Origin of the sequence: Proteus genomosp. 4 str. ATCC 51469 (genome assembly GCF_003144375.1) — a bacterium.
In the GTDB taxonomy this organism is placed as follows: domain Bacteria; phylum Pseudomonadota; class Gammaproteobacteria; order Enterobacterales; family Enterobacteriaceae; genus Proteus.
Genome location: NZ_PENV01000001.1, coordinates 60014 through 77256, shown reverse-complemented (window position 1 = coordinate 77256; position 17243 = coordinate 60014). Strand labels below are relative to the sequence as shown.

The 17243-nt window shown below is 36.7% G+C and carries 17 protein-coding genes; 14 read left to right on the top strand and 3 right to left on the bottom strand.

What is annotated here, in order from left to right; genetic code table 11:
• Positions 1-15: 15 nt before the first annotated feature.
• From cvpA to DK866_RS00330, 3 genes are all read left to right on the top strand, one after another.
• Positions 16-507, top strand: a complete 492-nt coding sequence (cvpA, locus tag DK866_RS00340) for a colicin V production protein (protein WP_023581692.1) — start codon at positions 16-18, stop codon at positions 505-507.
• A 30-nt stretch (positions 508-537) separates the two neighbouring features.
• Positions 538-2055, top strand: coding sequence for an amidophosphoribosyltransferase (gene purF, locus DK866_RS00335; protein ID WP_109407263.1), 1518 nt, complete (start codon positions 538-540; stop codon positions 2053-2055).
• Positions 2056-2174: 119 nt separating this feature from the next.
• Positions 2175-2756: a UbiX family flavin prenyltransferase gene (locus DK866_RS00330; RefSeq protein ID WP_109407262.1), complete on the top strand. Its 582-nt coding sequence runs from the start codon at positions 2175-2177 to the stop codon at positions 2754-2756.
• Between the two features lie 198 nt (positions 2757-2954).
• On the opposite strand, the gene DK866_RS00325 is transcribed toward DK866_RS00330, so the two are convergent.
• The gene (locus tag DK866_RS00325) at positions 2955-3860 is read right to left on the bottom strand and encodes a TIGR01777 family oxidoreductase (protein WP_109407261.1); all 906 of its coding nucleotides are present in this window, start codon (positions 3858-3860) and stop codon (positions 2955-2957) included.
• A 64-nt stretch (positions 3861-3924) separates the two neighbouring features.
• On the bottom strand, positions 3925-4542 hold the full coding sequence (locus DK866_RS00320) for a glutathione binding-like protein (RefSeq protein ID WP_072068626.1): 618 nt from the start codon (positions 4540-4542) through the stop codon (positions 3925-3927).
• Positions 4543-4740: 198 nt separating this feature from the next.
• On the opposite strand from DK866_RS00320, the gene yfcD reads away from it, so the two are divergent.
• Positions 4741-5283, top strand: coding sequence for an NUDIX hydrolase YfcD (gene yfcD / locus DK866_RS00315; protein WP_072068625.1), 543 nt, complete (start codon positions 4741-4743; stop codon positions 5281-5283).
• On the opposite strand, the gene DK866_RS00310 is transcribed toward yfcD, so the two are convergent.
• Positions 5280-6326 (bottom strand): LacI family DNA-binding transcriptional regulator, encoded by a 1047-nt coding sequence (locus DK866_RS00310; protein ID WP_109407260.1) that lies wholly within the window; start codon positions 6324-6326, stop codon positions 5280-5282. The genes yfcD and DK866_RS00310 overlap by 4 nt on opposite strands.
• Positions 6327-6553: 227 nt before the next feature.
• On the opposite strand from DK866_RS00310, the gene DK866_RS00305 reads away from it, so the two are divergent.
• The 10 genes from DK866_RS00305 to cas1e all read left to right on the top strand — a co-directional run bounded on the left by DK866_RS00305 (position 6554) and on the right by cas1e (position 17243).
• Positions 6554-6997 (top strand): PTS sugar transporter subunit IIA, encoded by a 444-nt coding sequence (locus DK866_RS00305; RefSeq protein ID WP_072068623.1) that lies wholly within the window; start codon positions 6554-6556, stop codon positions 6995-6997.
• Between the two features lie 30 nt (positions 6998-7027).
• Positions 7028-7315, top strand: coding sequence for a PTS sugar transporter subunit IIB (locus DK866_RS00300; protein ID WP_088495113.1), 288 nt, complete (start codon positions 7028-7030; stop codon positions 7313-7315).
• Between the two features lie 10 nt (positions 7316-7325).
• Positions 7326-8582: a PTS ascorbate transporter subunit IIC gene (locus DK866_RS00295; protein ID WP_109407259.1), complete on the top strand. Its 1257-nt coding sequence runs from the start codon at positions 7326-7328 to the stop codon at positions 8580-8582.
• Between the two features lie 387 nt (positions 8583-8969).
• On the top strand, positions 8970-11663 hold the full coding sequence (gene cas3 / locus DK866_RS00290; protein WP_109407258.1) for a CRISPR-associated helicase Cas3': 2694 nt from the start codon (positions 8970-8972) through the stop codon (positions 11661-11663).
• Positions 11660-13243, top strand: a complete 1584-nt coding sequence (gene casA, locus DK866_RS00285) for a type I-E CRISPR-associated protein Cse1/CasA (RefSeq protein WP_109407257.1) — start codon at positions 11660-11662, stop codon at positions 13241-13243. The genes cas3 and casA overlap by 4 nt, the downstream gene beginning before the upstream one ends.
• 1 nt (position 13244) lies before the next feature.
• The gene (gene casB / locus DK866_RS00280; RefSeq protein ID WP_162556960.1) at positions 13245-13832 is read left to right on the top strand and encodes a type I-E CRISPR-associated protein Cse2/CasB; all 588 of its coding nucleotides are present in this window, start codon (positions 13245-13247) and stop codon (positions 13830-13832) included.
• A 29-nt stretch (positions 13833-13861) separates the two neighbouring features.
• A complete protein-coding gene (gene cas7e / locus DK866_RS00275) occupies positions 13862-14896 on the top strand; it encodes a type I-E CRISPR-associated protein Cas7/Cse4/CasC (protein WP_109407255.1) in 1035 nt (344 codons plus the stop codon).
• Positions 14897-14908: 12 nt separating this feature from the next.
• Positions 14909-15646, top strand: a complete 738-nt coding sequence (gene cas5e, locus DK866_RS00270; RefSeq protein WP_109407254.1) for a type I-E CRISPR-associated protein Cas5/CasD — start codon at positions 14909-14911, stop codon at positions 15644-15646.
• Positions 15646-16323 (top strand): type I-E CRISPR-associated protein Cas6/Cse3/CasE, encoded by a 678-nt coding sequence (gene cas6e / locus DK866_RS00265; protein WP_109407253.1) that lies wholly within the window; start codon positions 15646-15648, stop codon positions 16321-16323. Before cas5e ends, cas6e begins: the two co-directional genes overlap by 1 nt.
• The gene (cas1e, locus tag DK866_RS00260; RefSeq protein ID WP_109407252.1) at positions 16323-17243 is read left to right on the top strand and encodes a type I-E CRISPR-associated endonuclease Cas1e; all 921 of its coding nucleotides are present in this window, start codon (positions 16323-16325) and stop codon (positions 17241-17243) included. The genes cas6e and cas1e overlap by 1 nt, the downstream gene beginning before the upstream one ends.

Genomic DNA, 17243 nt, shown 5'->3' with positions numbered 1-17243 from the left:
TTGGATAAAGAATTTATGGTCTGGATAGATTACGCCATCATTGCCATTATTGGTTTTTCCGCATTAGTTAGCCTGATCCGTGGCTTTGTTCGTGAAGCATTGTCACTCATCACCTGGGGTTGTGGTTTCTTTGTTGCTAGTCAGTTTTATCCTTATCTTGCCGTCTATTTTACCCGGTTTGAAGATGAACTGGTTCGTAACGGGATTGCAATAGTCACTTTGTTTATTGCGACATTGATTGTTGGTGCTGTCGTGAACTATGTGATTAGCTCTCTTGTTCAACGCACAGGGTTATCAGGTACAGATCGAGTTTTGGGGGTCTGTTTCGGGGCATTAAGAGGCGTGCTGATCGTGTCAGCATTATTGTTTGTTTTAGGGGCATTTACGCCTATGGCAGATAGCGCTGATTGGCAACGTTCTGAACTTATTCCTCAATTCAACCATATTATTAGGTGGTTCTTTGACTACCTGCAAAATGCGTCAAGTTTCGTGTCGGAGAGAATATAACCTCTCCGTCTGGCTGATGAGGATCTATTCATGTGCGGTATTGTCGGTATCGCTGGAGCGAATCCAGTAAACCAATCAATTTATGATGCGTTAACGGTGTTACAACACCGAGGTCAAGATGCAGCTGGCATTGCAACGATAGACGGTAACAACGGTTTCCGTCTTCGCAAAGCTAATGGACTGGTTAAAGATGTGTTTGAAACCCGTCATATGTTGCGTTTAAAAGGTACTATCGGGATAGGGCATGTCCGTTATCCAACAGCGGGTAGTTCTAGTGCATCAGAAGCGCAGCCTTTTTATGTGAATTCACCTTTTGGTATTACGTTGGCGCATAATGGTAATTTAACCAATGCGCATTTATTACGTCGCCAATTATTTGAAACAGCGCGTCGCCATATCAATACCACCTCTGATTCTGAAATCTTACTTAATGTATTGGCATATGAATTAGACCGTTTTGACCATTTCCCTCTAGAGCCTGATAATATTTTTGCTGCAGTCGCAGCAATGCATAAAAAATTATGTGGTGCTTATGCTTGCGTTGCGTTGATCATCGGTCATGGTTTATTAGCTTTCCGTGATCCCTTTGGTATTCGTCCTTTAGTTCTCGGTAAACGTACATTAGAAGATGGTCGCCATGAATATATGGTCGCATCTGAAAGTGTTGCATTAGATACTTTAGGCTTTGAGTTCTTGCGTGATGTTGCACCCGGTGAAGCGGTTTATATCACTGAACAAGGACAACTCTTTACCCGCCAATGTGCTGAAAATCCGCAATTAATGCCTTGTCTATTTGAGTATGTTTATTTTGCTCGCCCAGATTCCTTTATTGATAAAATTTCTGTTTACAATGCACGTTTGCGTATGGGGCAAAAATTAGGCGCTAAAATTGCGAAAGAGTGGGAAGATTTGCAGATTGATGTGGTCATTCCTATTCCAGAGACCTCGTGTGATATCGCATTAGAAATCGCTCATATTCTTAATAAACCGTATCGCCAAGGCTTTGTAAAAAATCGCTATGTGGGGCGTACTTTTATTATGCCTGGTCAACAAGAACGTCGTAAGTCAGTAAGACGTAAATTGAATGCAAATCGTGCAGAGTTTCGTGATAAAAATGTTTTGTTGATTGATGACTCTATTGTTCGTGGTACAACGTCAGAGCAAATCGTCGAGTTAGCAAGAGAAGCAGGAGCGAAGAAAGTCTATTTTGCTTCAGCTGCGCCAGAAGTTCGCTTCCCTAATGTGTATGGTATTGATATGCCAAACGCTAATGAGCTCATTGCTCATGGACGTGAAGTGGATGAAATTCGTAAATTAATTGGTGCTGATGGGCTTATCTTCCAAGATCTCTCTGATTTAATTGCCGCTGTACAAGAAGAAAATCCTGATATTAGTCAGTTTGAATGTTCTGTATTTGATGGTGTTTATATAACGAAAGATATCGACCAAGATTATCTAGATTATTTAGAAAATCTTCGTCGTGATGATGAACACAAAATTCGAGATCAAAATGAAATAGAAAACTTGGAAATCTATAACGAAGGTTAGTTTTTCGGTAATATAATGCCCTTATAAAGCGTCGATGCTAGCGTGTTCTGCATCGGCGCTTGTTTTTTGAGGGTTAATCATCATAATGATTTATGTTGATATATATTCTGAGGATTATAATGAAAAAGCTGATAGTTGGGCTAACCGGTGCCAGTGGTGCAATTTACGGTATACGTTTATTAGAAATTCTGAAATCTGTACCGTCAGTTGAAACGCATTTAGTGATTAGCCAAGCTGCTCGCCGTACTATTTCATTAGAAACTGATTATTCGCTAAAAGATATCCATGCTTTAGCAGATGTGATTTATGATGATCGCGATATTGGTGCGTCAATTTCTTCAGGATCGTTTCGTGTCAGTGGGATGGTAATTTTACCTTGCTCAATTAAAAGTTTATCCGGTATTGTTCATAGTTATACCGATACTTTAGTCACTCGTGCTGCAGATGTTGTGCTGAAAGAAGGGCGTAAATTGGTGTTGTGTGTGCGTGAAACGCCTCTGCATTTAGGCCATTTGCGCTTAATGACACAAGCATCTGAATTAGGTGCAGTGATTATGCCACCAGTTCCAGCTTTCTATTTTCAGCCTAAAACCATTGATGATATTGTCAATCAAACGGTTAATCGTGTACTTGATCAGTTTGAGATTGATTTACCTGATGATTTGTTTCAAAGGTGGGAAGGCGATAAGCCTGCCCGCTAAGTATACTCGTCGTTACTCGTCATACTTCAAGTTGTAGCGTTGTTGACTGGGCTGATTCGCACTAGCCACATACTATTGTATGTGACTAGTGACTCATTTACTTGTCGCCTAGCTACACCTTGAATTATTTAGAGTATCTATTAGGTAGAATATTTATTCGCACTAGTCACATCGAATTATTGAAAATAGAAAAAGAGATTATTTTCCTGTGGTAATAATATCTTTTAATGCCTCTTCTAAATGTGGGTAGCGAAACTCAAAGCCAGCATTAAGTAATTTTTCAGGGATGGCTTGTTGCCCACCTAACACTAATGTGGCGCTTTCTCCCATCACTAAACGTAATACACTTTCAGGAACCGTCATTAAGGCGGGGCGATTAAATGCTTTTCCTAATAAGCGAGTAAATTCTTTATTCTGTACAGGGTTAGGTGCAGTTAAGTTAAAAGCGCCTTTAGCATCTTGAGTCTTAAGCAAGAAAATAATCGCACTGACCATATCATCAATATGGAGCCACGGCATATACTGTTTCCCGTTTCCTAATTTGCCACCTAATCCTAACTTAAAGGGTTTACTCATTTTAGGTAGTGCGCCACCGAGTGTTGAAAGCACAATTCCTGTACGTAACAAACAAACACGAGTTAATGGTGTTTGTGCTTCAAGAGCAATACGCTCCCACTCAGCACAAAGCTCATGTGTAAACTCAGGGTTTGCTGGCGTCTGTTCAGTGACTTGCAAATCACCTTGGTCACCATAAAAGCCAACCGCAGAACCAGATATGAAAACAGAAGGAGGAGAGTCGCTGGCCTTAATTAACTCAACTAATTTTTGAGTTAAATCACAACGGCTGTTAATGAGTTTGTGTTTTTGAGCAGGTGTCCAACGGTTATCGGCAATGGGTTCTCCAGCAAGATTAATGACCGCATCAAACCCATTAAGATTTTGTTTATCACTGAGTTGAGTCCAACAGGTAATTTCATTACAAAAGTGCGAGTAGACTTTTTGAGGTGAACGAGAAAGCACTGTAATATCATTATTAGACAGTGCAAGTTCACACACTAATGCTTTGCCAATTAATCCTGTACCACCTGTGATAAGTATTTTCATCACCATCCTCCTGATCATCTTGCCTAATAAAGAATAAATATCATCCTGACATTATGAATTGCTTTTATTCACCAAAGAGTTTTTTAGCTGCTGGGCGCTGGTTGATCTTATTTAGCCATTTTTCTATTGCAGGATAATTAGCCAAATCAATATTGTGGTGAGCATGAAGACGGGCCCATGTATATGTAGCGATATCCGCAATGCTGTATTCTTGGCCACCAAGGTAAGGTGATTGCGCTAATCTTTTTTCCAATACGCTATATAGACGCTGTGTTTCTTCAGTATAACGTTTAATTGCATAAGGGACTTTTTCTGTGGCATAGCGGGTGAAATGATGATTTTGTCCTAACATGGGGCCAAAACCTCCCACTTGCCAAAACAGCCATTGTAGTTGTGTTGTTTTTTCGCGTAAATTTTGGCTAATTAATTTGCCACTTTTTTCAGCTAGATAGATAAGAATAGCACCAGACTCAAAAATAGAGAGTGGTTCGCCTCCATCTGCTGGTGAATTATCAACGATGGCAGGAATTTTGTTGTTAGGGGAAATTGCTAAAAACTCAGGCTTAAATTGATCACCTTTACTAATATCAATGCGATGTAACTGATAAGGTAGGCCTGCTTCTTCGAGAAAAAGTGTTATTTTCTGGCCATTTGGGGTATCTGCGTAATATAAATCAATCATTGAAAGCTCCAAAGTAAAGTAGGCACGAAATGTTTAGTATATCCACAGTCTGCCTTCTAACATCATAAAAAGCAAAAAAGCGCAAGATGGATAAGACAAGTCTCGTATGATTATTGTAGTGGTGAAAAATAGTGATTTTGGTATATTCAGGATAAAAATTACGATCGTTTAGTATCGGTTAAAAAAGGTTTGTTGAGGATGGAACAAGAAAAGACGGCATTGGTTGAGTGGGTTGATATTGTTGATGATAAAAATGAAGTCGTTGCACAAGCAACACGTCAACAAATGCGAGCTGAAAACCTACGACATAGAGCAACGTATATTGTTGTTCATGATGGGATGGGTAAAATTTTGGCGCAACGTAGAACAGAAACAAAAGATTTTTATCCCGGTTGGTTAGATGCCACAGCAGGTGGTGTTGTCCAACAAGGTGAAAATTTACTGGAAAGCGCGCGTCGTGAAGCAGAAGAAGAACTCGGCATTGCGGGGGTTCCTTTCGCTGAACATGGGCAATTTTATTATGATGATAAAAGCTGTCGTGTCTGGGGAAGTCTATTTAGTTGTGTTTCTCATGGGCCTTTCGCTCTGCAAGCAGAAGAAATAGAGGAAGTATGCTGGTTAACTCCCTCTGAAATCACAGAGCGTTGTGACGAATTCACGCCAGATTCACTAAAAGCGCTTTCTCTTTGGTTAACACGTAATAACAGTACACGTTTAGAAACCCGAGAAACCGTCGATTAAGGGGTACTTTGCCCTATTTCAAAGCGATAAGCATAGTTGATAACGGTATCTTCGAATATAGCGTTATCATCTTCGTCTTTTAAGCGTTGTAAAAGGGCGATAAGGTGTTTTCCTGCCTCTTTTCCCATTTTGTGATAATCAAAATGAATTGACGTAAGAGATGGTGATATTTGATCACTATTATCAGAGCCTTCCAAACAAGCAATGGCCAGATCTTGAGGGATCTTAATTAATCGCCTTTGGCACTCAAAAATCATTCCTAACGCAATGCTCTCATGACTACAAATAACTGCATCTAATTCCGGTTGCCGCAATAAAATTTCTGTTAAAGCTTGTCTACCATAAGCCATAGATGCGGGATCAGGTGTAGTGACACTTTGCTCAGCATTTAAATAATTTTTCAGTAAAGCTCGTGACCAACCTGTTATTTGCTGGTGGTGTAAACGCTGGCCTTGTAAAGCGCCAATATAACCGATACAACGTCTTCCTTGGGTGACTAAATGACTAGTTAAATCATATGCAGCTTGCTCATAAGAGCAATCAATACTAATGGCGGCTTGTTCATCAGATTGACTCGCAACACTGACAACCGGCACGTTGGCATTACTAATATGTAAAAAATGAGTGGGACTGAGTTGTGAACCAAAGACAACCAATGCGGCAGGATTGCTTTGTAATAGCATATTAATCACATCACTGGCTTTATGTGGTTGATGTTCATAACAACCAACGAGAATTTGATATTGGTGGCGATTTAATATTTGCTGTAAAGATTGCATAAAATCAGCACTGGCTTTATCTGTGAAAGAGGGTAACAGCACTGCAATAATATGACTTTGAGCCGAAGCTAACGCGCCTGCTGAGGCATTAGGAATATAACCAAGTTCCTCTACGGCTTGATTAACTTTCTCTCTTAACTTATCAGAGACCAACTCAGGGGTTCGTAATGCACGCGAAACGGTCATTGAACCGACTCCAGCGTGTTTAGCGACATCTTGTAATGTGACGCGACCTGTATTTCGGCGCTTACGTGTTTTGATCATGTGTGATTATGCTTGCTTAGCCTATTTTATTAACCGCAGATCCTACCTGAAATCTTTCTATTATGCTGAAACAATACAGTGTCAATTGTTGGCATTTTCTGCAATTAACATTTTATTAAAATGATAGCGCTATCACAATTACGAATGATCTATCTAGATAGCGCTACCATTAATGATTACTATCCTTAATAACGAAGCTCAAAGAGAGTCTTATTGAGGTTACAAAGATGCTTAAAACATTATTAACACCTGATGTGGTACAAGTGGTTCCAAGCGTTAGCGATTGGCGAGAAGCCGTTAAAGTGGCGTGTCAGCCATTAGTTGATAAAGGGTGCGTTGAACCTCGTTACATCGATGCTATTTACAAATCACATGAAAAAATAGGGCCATATTATGTTTTAGGTCCGGGTATTGCGATGCCTCATGCTCGTCCTGAAGATGGTGTTAACCAGCTTTCTCTTGCATTAACGATTGTTGAGCAAGGAGTGGAATTTGGTGCTGATGAAAACGATCCGGTGAAATTACTGATTGTTTTAGCTGCAACAGATAACGATAGCCATATTAATGCCATTATGAAATTAGCTGAACTTTTTGATAACGATAAAGATATTCAAACGCTATTTAATGCGAAAAGCAAAGCGGATGTATTAGCAGTTATCAACAACTATTAATGACAATTTAAAATTACCAAGGGGAATACCATGAAAATTACAGTTGTGTGTGGAAATGGTTTAGGCAGTAGCTTAATGATGGAAATGAGTATCAAAAGTATTTTAAAAGATCTCGCTGTCAATGCAGAGGTGGATCACGTTGATTTGGGTTCAGCAAAAGGTACGCCAAGTGATATCTATGTTGGAACTCGTGATATTGCAGAACAGCTTAACTCTCAAGCCGTAAATGGAAGAGTAGTTTCACTGGATAATATGATTGATAAAGTTGCGATGAAAGAAAAACTTTCTGTCGCATTACGTGAATTAGGCGCGTTATAAGGAGCCTATCATGGACTTTTTCCGCTTTCTAATGAGTGATGTGCTTTCAGAGCCTTCTATTTTAGTGGGTTTGATCGCATTGATTGGATTAATTGCCCAGAAAAAACCAGTTACGGAATGTATTAAAGGCACGGTAAAAACCATTATGGGTTTTGTGATTTTAGGTGCTGGTGCCGGTCTTGTCATTAACTCACTGGGTGATTTCTCAACGATTTTCCAACATGCATTTGGCATTCAAGGTGTTGTGCCTAATAACGAGGCAATTGTCTCTATTGCACAAAAAAGCTTTGGTAAAGAAATGGCTCTGATTATGTTCTTTGCCATGTTGATTAATATTTTAATTGCTCGTTTAACACCGTGGAAATTTATTTTCTTAACGGGTCACCATACATTATTCATGTCAATGATGGTGGCAGTTATTCTGGCAACAGCAGGCTTAGAAGGCGCTGTATTAGTTGCGGTAGGTTCATTAGTTGTTGGGGTTTCAATGGTGTTTTTCCCAGCCATTGCACACCCTTATATGAAAAAAATCACCGGTTCTGATGATGTTGCATTAGGACACTTCTCAACTATTTCTTATGTCGTTGCGGGCTTTATCGGCAGTAAATTTGGTAATAAAGAGCATTCAACAGAAGAGATGAATGTGCCTAAAAGCTTGCTATTTTTACGTGATACGCCAGTCGCAATTGCCTTTACTATGGGCATTATTTTTGTCATCACATGTTTATTTGCGGGCGATACTTTTGTTCGTGAAGTTAGTGGTGGTAAAAACTGGTTTATGTTCTCGTTAATGCAATCTATAACCTTCGCAGCAGGTGTTTATATTATTCTGCAAGGTGTGCGTATGGTTATTGCTGAGATTGTTCCTGCATTTAAAGGTATTTCAGATAAGTTAGTTCCTAATGCAAAACCTGCTTTAGACTGCCCAGTTGTATTCCCTTATGCACCCAATGCGGTATTAGTTGGTTTTTTAAGTAGCTTTGCTGCAGGTGTTATCGGCATGTTCATACTGTATGCCTTAGATTGGACAGTAATAATTCCTGGTGTAGTTCCTCATTTCTTCGTGGGTGCAACAGCAGGGGTATTTGGTAATGCGACCGGTGGACGTCGTGGTGCGATTTTAGGGGCATTCGTTCAAGGCTTATTAATTACTTTCTTGCCTGTATTCCTATTACCAGTACTTGGAGACATCGGTATTGCTAACACCACATTTAGTGATGCAGACTTCGGTGTTATCGGTATTTTATTAGGTATTATTGTTCGTTGATAGTATTTGTTTATTGAACTTTAATAGATGCTCGACTTTCTAATCAGTCGGGCATTTTTTTTGTAGAAATAATACACTTAAATTTTTTTATATATTCAATATATTATGATTAGTTCCCCGTATGCACAGGGATAAACCGGGGCAGACGCTAAAGCGGATAATGTTCAAGCTGTGTTCCCAGTATGCACGGGGATAATGATAAATAGTATTGTAATAATATAAATATTTTGTTATTTCATTTTAATGGTGATTTTTTTGCTAAGAGGATTTAGATAAATATCCGGATAAAATATAACTAGATATAGCTCTAATTTTTGATATTAAATTTAGAAAATGATGCCTATAAATAATAGACTCTAAATTATGTAAAATAATGATTGGGTTAATATGAATAACGATTATTATAATTATTGGGGAAAATTCACGTCGGAAGAAAATAATGAGTGTTACCACTTACTTCCTTATCATAGCCTTGATGTCGCTGCAGTTGGTGCAACACTCTTTTCTGTAAATAAAAAAATTATAAAAGATATTTCTGAATACCTACAAATTAGTCCTGAAAACTTCTCTAAATTTTTTTTATTACTACTTTCTCTTCATGATATTGGTAAGTTTTCATCGTCATTTCAGTATATTAATAAAAATATTATCGATAATAATAAAATTCCGGAAAGTAGATTTTCTTACGATGGAAAAAAATATCGTCATGATTGTTTAGGATATCACTTTTGGAAAGAAATAAAAGATACAGTTTACTCATCAATAATACTATCTGATGGGAATTATAATAACCGTAAACTATCAAAAGGTTTCCTGATAATTATTGAGACCGTATTAGGGCATCATGGTAAACCAATTAATAAAAATGATATTGATTATATGGGGAATTTTACTCATGAAAATAATAAAAAAGCGGTGTCAGAATTTACAGTTGATATATTAAAATTATTCAAACCTCAAATCTCTGTAGATCTTTTCTTGAACGATGATTGGCTAAATAGGTTAAAACAAATCTCATGGTTACTCGCCGGAATGTCAACTCTTTCAGATTGGATTGGTTCTAATAAAGATTATTTCCCTTATCGTAGAAATAAAATACCTTTATCTGAATACTGGCTTTTAGCCCTAAAACAAGCCAAAAAAGCAACGCTAGCAAGTGGTTTTAATCAGGATCATGTAATCTTGTCATTTATTTCCGTTGAGCATAGTTTTGGCTATAAACCAACGCCATTACAACAATGGGCAGAAAATGTACCTATAAATAAATATCCACAGCTTTTTATATTAGAAGATACGACTGGTTCTGGTAAAACAGAGGCTGCATTAACATTAGTTCATAGATTAATGGAAGCTGATGCAGCGGATGGATTTTATTTTGGCTTGCCTACACAGGCGACATCCAATGCCATGTTTTCAAGGATAGCGAATTATTATCCCAATATATTTCATAAAGATAGTGATATGCCAAGTATTGTACTTGCTCATGGGGCTAGTGCTATGAATGAGCAATTTATGAATATGATCCAAAATGGCAATGAACAATATAATCGCGCGGATAGTACTGCATCAGCACAATGCTATCAATGGTTATCAGATTCACGAAAAAAGGCATTATTAGCAACAATTGGTGTGGGGACTATAGATCAAGCTTTACTTGCTATGTTACCGCGAAGACATCAATCTTTAAGATTGTTAGGGCTAAATAGAAAAGTCATTATTTTTGATGAAATTCATTCTGCGGATGAGTTTATGTTTGAAATTATTGAACATTTATTATCAGCACATTTATATCAAGGTGGTTCAGTTATTCTATTAACTGCAACGCTATCATTAAAGCAAAGGCAGAGGATTATCAACAGTTGGTTTAGTGCACTTAATCAACCAAAAGAGGAAATTAAATCAAAACATTTTCCATTAGCCACACATTTAACTTATTTTCCTGATGTAACGCTGAAAGAATATCCACTGGAAAGTAGAAAAGAGGTTAGCCGAAAAGTTAAAGTAGAAATTGTTAATGAAGAACAAGAATGTATTAATATTGTTATCGATGCTGTTAATAATGAAAAATGTATTGTTTGGATAAGGAATACAGTTAATGATGCAATTAATGCTTATCGAGAAATAAATAAAGTCTTACCTGAGAATAGAGATAATTGTCTGTTATTTCATAGTCGTTTTACGTTGAAAGATAGAAAAATATGTGAAGAGCAAGTACTGAGGCGTTTTGGGAAGTCCAGTACAGCCCAACAAAGAAAGGGTACAGTATTAATTGCCACACAAGTATTTCAAGAGAGTTTAGATGCAGATGCAGATATTATGATTTCAGATATCTGTTTTATTGATGATCTTATTCAACGTTCAGGGCGATTACATCGACATACTAGAACAGAAAATGGGGATTATATACCTGCTTCAATCGATAGGCGACAATCTCCTATTTTATATCTACATGCACCTTTATTTACAGGTACACCATCAAATAACTGGTTAGTAGAACATTTTTCATCGACAGAGGCTGTTTACCGTTCTCCTGGTCGTTTGTGGTTAACATTAAGAAGCCTAATTCAATTAGGAGAAATTAATATGCCACAAGATGCTAGGCAATTAATTGAATCTGTTTATAGCGATAACGCTTATAATGAAATTCCACAGGCTCTAATTTATAAAGAAAATAATGATTTAGGAGAGCGTAAAGCACAAACGGTTAAAGCCAAGCTACAACTATTGAAACTAAATAAGGGTTATAGTGAAGAGAGCTCAGAATTTTGGACAGAAGATCATTATGATATAAGTACGCGATATAGTGATATGGAAACAGCTAATATTCTTTTGCTGAAAAGAGTGGAAGATATATATCTTCCTTGGATAGCTGATGAGCGCCACTCTATTGAGCTAAGTACAGTTAAGATTTCGAAAAATAAATATGCAGATAAATTAGCTTCAGTATCTCAAGAAATAACGGAGAAAATAAATAAACAATATCCACAAACTCGATATTTACAATTGTGGATCCCAGAAGAAGATCACTATTATCAGTATGATCCTCTAATCGGTTTTAGTGAAAGACAGGAATTGTCATGAATATTATTAATCAACCTTGGCTACCTTTTCATTTTCGTAACGGTGAGATTAAAACGCTTCCTATTTCTGCTATTTCTCATCCTGATATTGTCGACTTTGCTTTAAATAGAGCCGATTTCCAAGGTGCAGCTTATCAATTTGCCATTGGGTTATTACAAACTGTATTTGCGCCAAAAAATGAGGATGAATGGGAAGAATATTTTGAATCACCACCTTCTGATGAGGAGTTAAAAAGTGCTTTTAGTAAAGTGGCTCATGCTTTTAATATAACGGGTAGTGCTCCTTTATTTATGCAAGATTTCTCAAAATTAGAAGAACAAAAAAATATCCCTATAGCTCAGTTGTTAATTGATGCGCCGGGTGAAAACGGAATAAAGAAAAATACTGATCATTTTATTAAGCAAGGTATTGCTGATGTAATGTCATTAGAAATGGCAGTATTTGCATTATTTACCTTACAAATAAATGCCCCAAGTGGTGGCCAAGGTCACTTAGTTAGCTTAAGAGGAGGTGGCCCTTTAACGACATTAATATACCCCACGGAAGAGCATTCAACATTATGGCAAAAATTATGGCTAAATGTGATTAATAGAGAATTTTGGGAATATGCTGAACCGAATTTTGATGATGGCAGTGTTTTTCCTTGGCTAGTTCCCCTAGATTTAAAAGAAGGAAAAGGTGAAAAAATTTCGCCTGGCGATGTTCATCCTCTTCATATGTACTGGGCAATGCCTCGTAGAATCAGATTAAAAGTAGAAAATAAACCTACCATTTGTCAAATTAGTGATAAAAAGAGTCATTCTTCAGTTAAATATTATTTTACTAAAAACTATGGTTTAGATTATCAAGAAGGTTGGTTGCATCCATTGACACCATATTATTGGGATGCTAAGAAGCCAGAAACTTTTCCTAATTCTCTTAAAGGAAGACAAGGCGGTATTCATTATAATCTTTGGGACAGATTATTGCTATCAAGTGATGAAAATGGGCAAAAAAGTGCTGCCGTTGTCAGTCATTACTTAAAGTTATATCAACTATTAGAGTTAACAAGAAAACCTCGATTGCTTATTTTTGGTTATGATATGGATAATATGAAACCTCGAGGATGGTACGCCTTAGAAATGCCTATTTTTCATGTAAGAGATAAATATCATAATCAAATAGTGAATGAAATAAAAATCATCCAAGCATTGACAGTAGACTGTTTGAAGAGAGTAAAAGAACAGATAAAAAAAGCATGGTTTAATAGTCCTAAAGATATTAAAGGAGATATTAGTTTTATTGATTTAACTTTTTGGCAAAGAAGTGAAAATATATTTTTTGAAGTTGTTCAAAATATTATTGTTCAAACACAGAAAGAGGATTTTCTAACTCCAGAACAAGCAAAAAAATGGTTAAATACAATTAGAAAAATTAGCCTTTCTATTTTTGATGAATATGCTTTATCTGCATTAGGAACACCAAAATCAGTTAGTGGATGTATTAAAGCAAGAAATGATTTAATTAATGATCTTTATGGTAATAAAAAAGTAAAAATATTCACTGAAAACTTTAAAATTACCAAAAGAAATGGAGAGTGATATGGGAGCTTATAAATTAGATAATATTACTTTGTATGGATATCCAGAATTACAATCAAATGTATTACGTTGGTGGGAAAGTTTATTTTTATCATCAGGTGAATTAAATAAAAAAGGTATTATCTCTGCACCAAGTCGATATAAAGCAGAATTAAAACGTTGTGAATCAATTACTGCTATTATGTTGACTGAAGGATTTCGTGCATTATGGTTAAGCTTTCCCTCTGAGCTTATTAATCAAGCTAAAACTGAAGATATTGAACGTTGGGCAGTCATTGTCGCTGTATTAGTTTACATCACTCAAAATGGTGAAAAACACTTTGCTACTATTGCTGGTGAAAAAGATGAAAGTAAAAAATCTTGTATTAGTGAATCACGTTTTTTACAACTACAATCTTCCCGTAATTATGATGAGTTTATAAGGCGACTAAGACGGATTTTAATTCAAATTAAAGGAAAATCCTCAGTTTTATCTATGTGTAAAGATCTTGAAAAATGGGTTTTAGAAAAACAACAAATTCGTTCTGTACAAGCAAGTGAACAAGTTATTGTTGAATGGGCAATGAAATATTATCGAGCAGCCATTTAACAGTTTAATTAATTTAATAAGGAAATGAAATGAGCCAATTTATTCAATTACATATTTTAACTTCTTATGCTCCTTCTAATTTAAATCGTGATGATTTAGGTCGTCCAAAAACGGCAATAATGGGAGGGGTTGAACGCTTAAGAATAAGCTCACAAAGTTTAAAACGTCATTGGCGTACATCAGAGTTATTTAATGTTGCATTTTCTAATAATATAGGTATTCGCACTAAAAAATTCGGATTACAACTTTATGATGCATTAATTGAAGGTGGGATTGCTGAAAAAAATGCCAAGAAATGGACTGAGTTAATTATAGAACAATATGGAAAAATAAAGAACGGCTCTATTGAAACAGAACAGCTTGTTCATATTAGTCATTTAGAAAAAACTTTGGCATTTGATTTGATCAATTTACTTATTAAAGAACAAAGAGAGCCTAAAAAACAAGAACTAGAGAATTTAAAAGAAATAAGTACCTCAGTAGATATTGCGTTGTTTGGTAGAATGTTAGCTTCAGCACCGAAATATAATATAGAAGCAGCTTGCCAAGTTGCTCATGCTATTAGTGTTCATAGTACGGTTGTTGAAGATGATTATTTTACTGCTATTGATGATTTAAATAATGGTGAAACAGATATGGGATCGGCTCATATTGGTGAAACAGGTTTTGCAGCTGCACTTTTTTATAGTTATATCTGCATTAATAAGACTCAATTAATTGAGTCTTTAGACGGTAATGAAGAACTTGCAAATAAAGCAATTCAAGCATTAACTGAAGTGGCAATTAAAGTTTCGCCAACAGGTAAACAAAATAGTTTTGCTTCTCGTGCTTATGCGAGCTACGTTTTAGCGGAAAAAGGAAGTTATCAGCCACGTTCTTTATCTGTTGCGTTTCTAAAACCAATTGATGATGACGATATGGAAACTGCATCTATTAATGCATTGAATTCTCGAATGGAGAATTTTGATAAAGTTTATGGGGCTTGTGCAGATTCTCGCTATAAGCTCAATGTAGCGCAAGCTGAAGGTTCGCTCTCTGGATTATTACAATTTGTTGCTGAGTAATGAGGAGATATTATGGCTCAATATCTCGTTTTTCGTCTTTATGGACCACTTGCTAGTTGGGGGCTACCAGCAGTAGGTGGTGATAGACAAACAGGATTAGCTCCTTCACGTTCAGCTATTTTAGGCTTACTGGGCGCCGCGTTAGGTATTAAGCGAGAAGATGAAAACAAATTAACCCAATTACAGCAAAGCATTTTAGTTGCTGCAAAACAATTTGTACCAAGTACGTTATTAAGAGATTTCCATACGACACAAGTGCCTTCAGTTCGTAAAAATATTACACATGCTACTCGTCGTAGTGAATTAGCTGAAAAAGAGTTGAATACTATTTTATCTAGTCGTGATTATCGATGTGATGCTATATGGGTTGTCGCGATTAAATTAACACCAAATGCACAATATACACTTGAACAGTTAAAAAATGCGTTATTAACGCCTGTTTATGTTCTGAGTTTAGGGCGTAAATCTTGTCCTCTATCTTTACCGATGATGCCTAAAATTGTAGAAACAAAGCAATTACAAGAGGCATTAGATACTGAATTTCCTAATATAACAGCATCTACCAAAGCCGATAATTATTGGTTCAGGTCGGATGGATGGGTGACGTATTTTTGGGAAGGAAGCCATCAAGATATTGAGGGTGAAAATATTATGATATTACACCCTTGGGATGATCCTATAAATAGACAGCATTGGCAATTTCGTCAACGTAAAATGTATCAAATGAGCGTAAAAAGGGAGAGCGAATAATGTATTTATCAAGGATCACAATAGGCGGTTCTTCTGATTATTTGCACTCTTTATTGACGAATAAGCAGCAGGCAGGATATACGATTCATCAGCTATTATGGCAGTTATTTACTGAAGAAAAAGAACGCTCATTTTTGTATCGAATAGAAATAGAAAAAAATGGTACACCCATTTTTTATATTCTTTCTTCGGTGACTCCAGCAATTAAACACGCTTTTTTTAAGATAGAAACTAAACCTTTTTTACCAAAATTAGCCCCAAAAATGAAATTAGCATTCTCATTAAGAGCAAATCCAACAGTTTGTATTACTGATAAAGAAGGGAAGCAACATCGTCATGATGTTCTTATGCATGCTAAGAAACAAGCTCAATTAAACGGAAATTATTCTAGTCATGATGATATTCAACATTTGATGCAACAAGCTGCATTAAATTGGATAACTTCTGAAAGTCGTTTAAATAAATGGGGGATTTCATTAACCCAGCTACCTGATATTAAAGCTTATACACCTGAGCGTATTAAAAAACCGTCAGGCAAAATAATGGCTTTTTCTTCAGTTGATTATCAAGGTGTGCTAACAATTGAAGACCCACATCTATTTTGGCAACAATATCAGCAAGGATTTGGTAGAGCAAAGGCCTTTGGTTGTGGGTTGATGCTCATTAGGAGCATCTAATGGTCTTTATTCCTTTAAGACCCATTCCAATTAAAGATAGGCATTCAATGATTTTTATTGGAATGGGACGAATTGATGTGAAGGATGGTGCTTTTGTTGTTATTGATGAAATTAATGGCGAAAGAATGCTTATTCCTGTGGGGTCATTAGCATGTATTTTACTGGAACCAGGAACTCGTATTAGTCATGCGGCAGTTAAGTTGGCGGCAACCGCAGGAACATTATTAATATGGGTTGGTGAAGCAGGTGTACGACTTTATTCTGTTGGACAACCTGGTGGCGCGCGATCAGATAAGTTGTTGTATCAAGCAAAATTAGCACTTGATAGTGATTTGCGTTTAAAAGTTGTTCGTAAAATGTTTGAACTTAGATTTGGTGAGCCTGCTCCTTTAAAAAGGAGCGTGGATCAACTGCGTGGTATAGAAGGAGCTCGAGTTAGAAAGCAATATCAAATGTTAGCTAAGGAATTTAAGATTGATTGGAAAGGGCGACGTTATGATCCAAAGGATTGGGAGTCTGGAGATATTATTAATCGTTGTATCAGCGCCGCTACAGCCTGTTTATACGGAGTTACTGAAGCGGCAATTTTAGCTGCAGGTTATGCTCCTGCCATTGGTTTTGTGCATACAGGAAAGCCACTTTCGTTTGTTTATGATATTGCGGATATCATAAAATTTGACACAGTTGTGCCTGTTGCATTTAAGGTTGCATCATATAAAGCAATTGCACCCGATCGTGAGGTACGTGTTGCTTGTAGAGAAGCGTTTCGAAAGCATCAAACACTCAATAAACTTATACCTCTAATTGAAGAGATCCTTTCTGCTGGTGATATTCTTCCTCCTGAACCACCTATTGATGCTCAACCACCTGCAATTCCTCAAGCTCGCCCTTTTGGTGATGAAGGGCATAGAGAAAAATAG

What these genes read in the sequence shown, in the direction of transcription:
- cvpA (WP_023581692.1), top strand. Translation starts at nt 16, where the DNA reads ATGGTCTGGATAGATTACGCCATCATTGCCATTATTGGTTTTTCCGCA.
- purF (WP_109407263.1), top strand. Translation starts at nt 538, where the DNA reads ATGTGCGGTATTGTCGGTATCGCTGGAGCGAATCCAGTAAACCAATCA.
- DK866_RS00330 (WP_109407262.1), top strand. Translation starts at nt 2,175, where the DNA reads ATGAAAAAGCTGATAGTTGGGCTAACCGGTGCCAGTGGTGCAATTTAC.
- DK866_RS00325 (WP_109407261.1), bottom strand. Translation starts at nt 3,860, where the DNA reads ATGAAAATACTTATCACAGGTGGTACAGGATTAATTGGCAAAGCATTA.
- DK866_RS00320 (WP_072068626.1), bottom strand. Translation starts at nt 4,542, where the DNA reads ATGATTGATTTATATTACGCAGATACCCCAAATGGCCAGAAAATAACA.
- yfcD (WP_072068625.1), top strand. Translation starts at nt 4,741, where the DNA reads ATGGAACAAGAAAAGACGGCATTGGTTGAGTGGGTTGATATTGTTGAT.
- DK866_RS00310 (WP_109407260.1), bottom strand. Translation starts at nt 6,326, where the DNA reads ATGATCAAAACACGTAAGCGCCGAAATACAGGTCGCGTCACATTACAA.
- DK866_RS00305 (WP_072068623.1), top strand. Translation starts at nt 6,554, where the DNA reads ATGCTTAAAACATTATTAACACCTGATGTGGTACAAGTGGTTCCAAGC.
- DK866_RS00300 (WP_088495113.1), top strand. Translation starts at nt 7,028, where the DNA reads ATGAAAATTACAGTTGTGTGTGGAAATGGTTTAGGCAGTAGCTTAATG.
- DK866_RS00295 (WP_109407259.1), top strand. Translation starts at nt 7,326, where the DNA reads ATGGACTTTTTCCGCTTTCTAATGAGTGATGTGCTTTCAGAGCCTTCT.
- cas3 (WP_109407258.1), top strand. Translation starts at nt 8,970, where the DNA reads ATGAATAACGATTATTATAATTATTGGGGAAAATTCACGTCGGAAGAA.
- casA (WP_109407257.1), top strand. Translation starts at nt 11,660, where the DNA reads ATGAATATTATTAATCAACCTTGGCTACCTTTTCATTTTCGTAACGGT.
- casB (WP_162556960.1), top strand. Translation starts at nt 13,245, where the DNA reads ATGGGAGCTTATAAATTAGATAATATTACTTTGTATGGATATCCAGAA.
- cas7e (WP_109407255.1), top strand. Translation starts at nt 13,862, where the DNA reads ATGAGCCAATTTATTCAATTACATATTTTAACTTCTTATGCTCCTTCT.
- cas5e (WP_109407254.1), top strand. Translation starts at nt 14,909, where the DNA reads ATGGCTCAATATCTCGTTTTTCGTCTTTATGGACCACTTGCTAGTTGG.
- cas6e (WP_109407253.1), top strand. Translation starts at nt 15,646, where the DNA reads ATGTATTTATCAAGGATCACAATAGGCGGTTCTTCTGATTATTTGCAC.
- cas1e (WP_109407252.1), top strand. Translation starts at nt 16,323, where the DNA reads ATGGTCTTTATTCCTTTAAGACCCATTCCAATTAAAGATAGGCATTCA.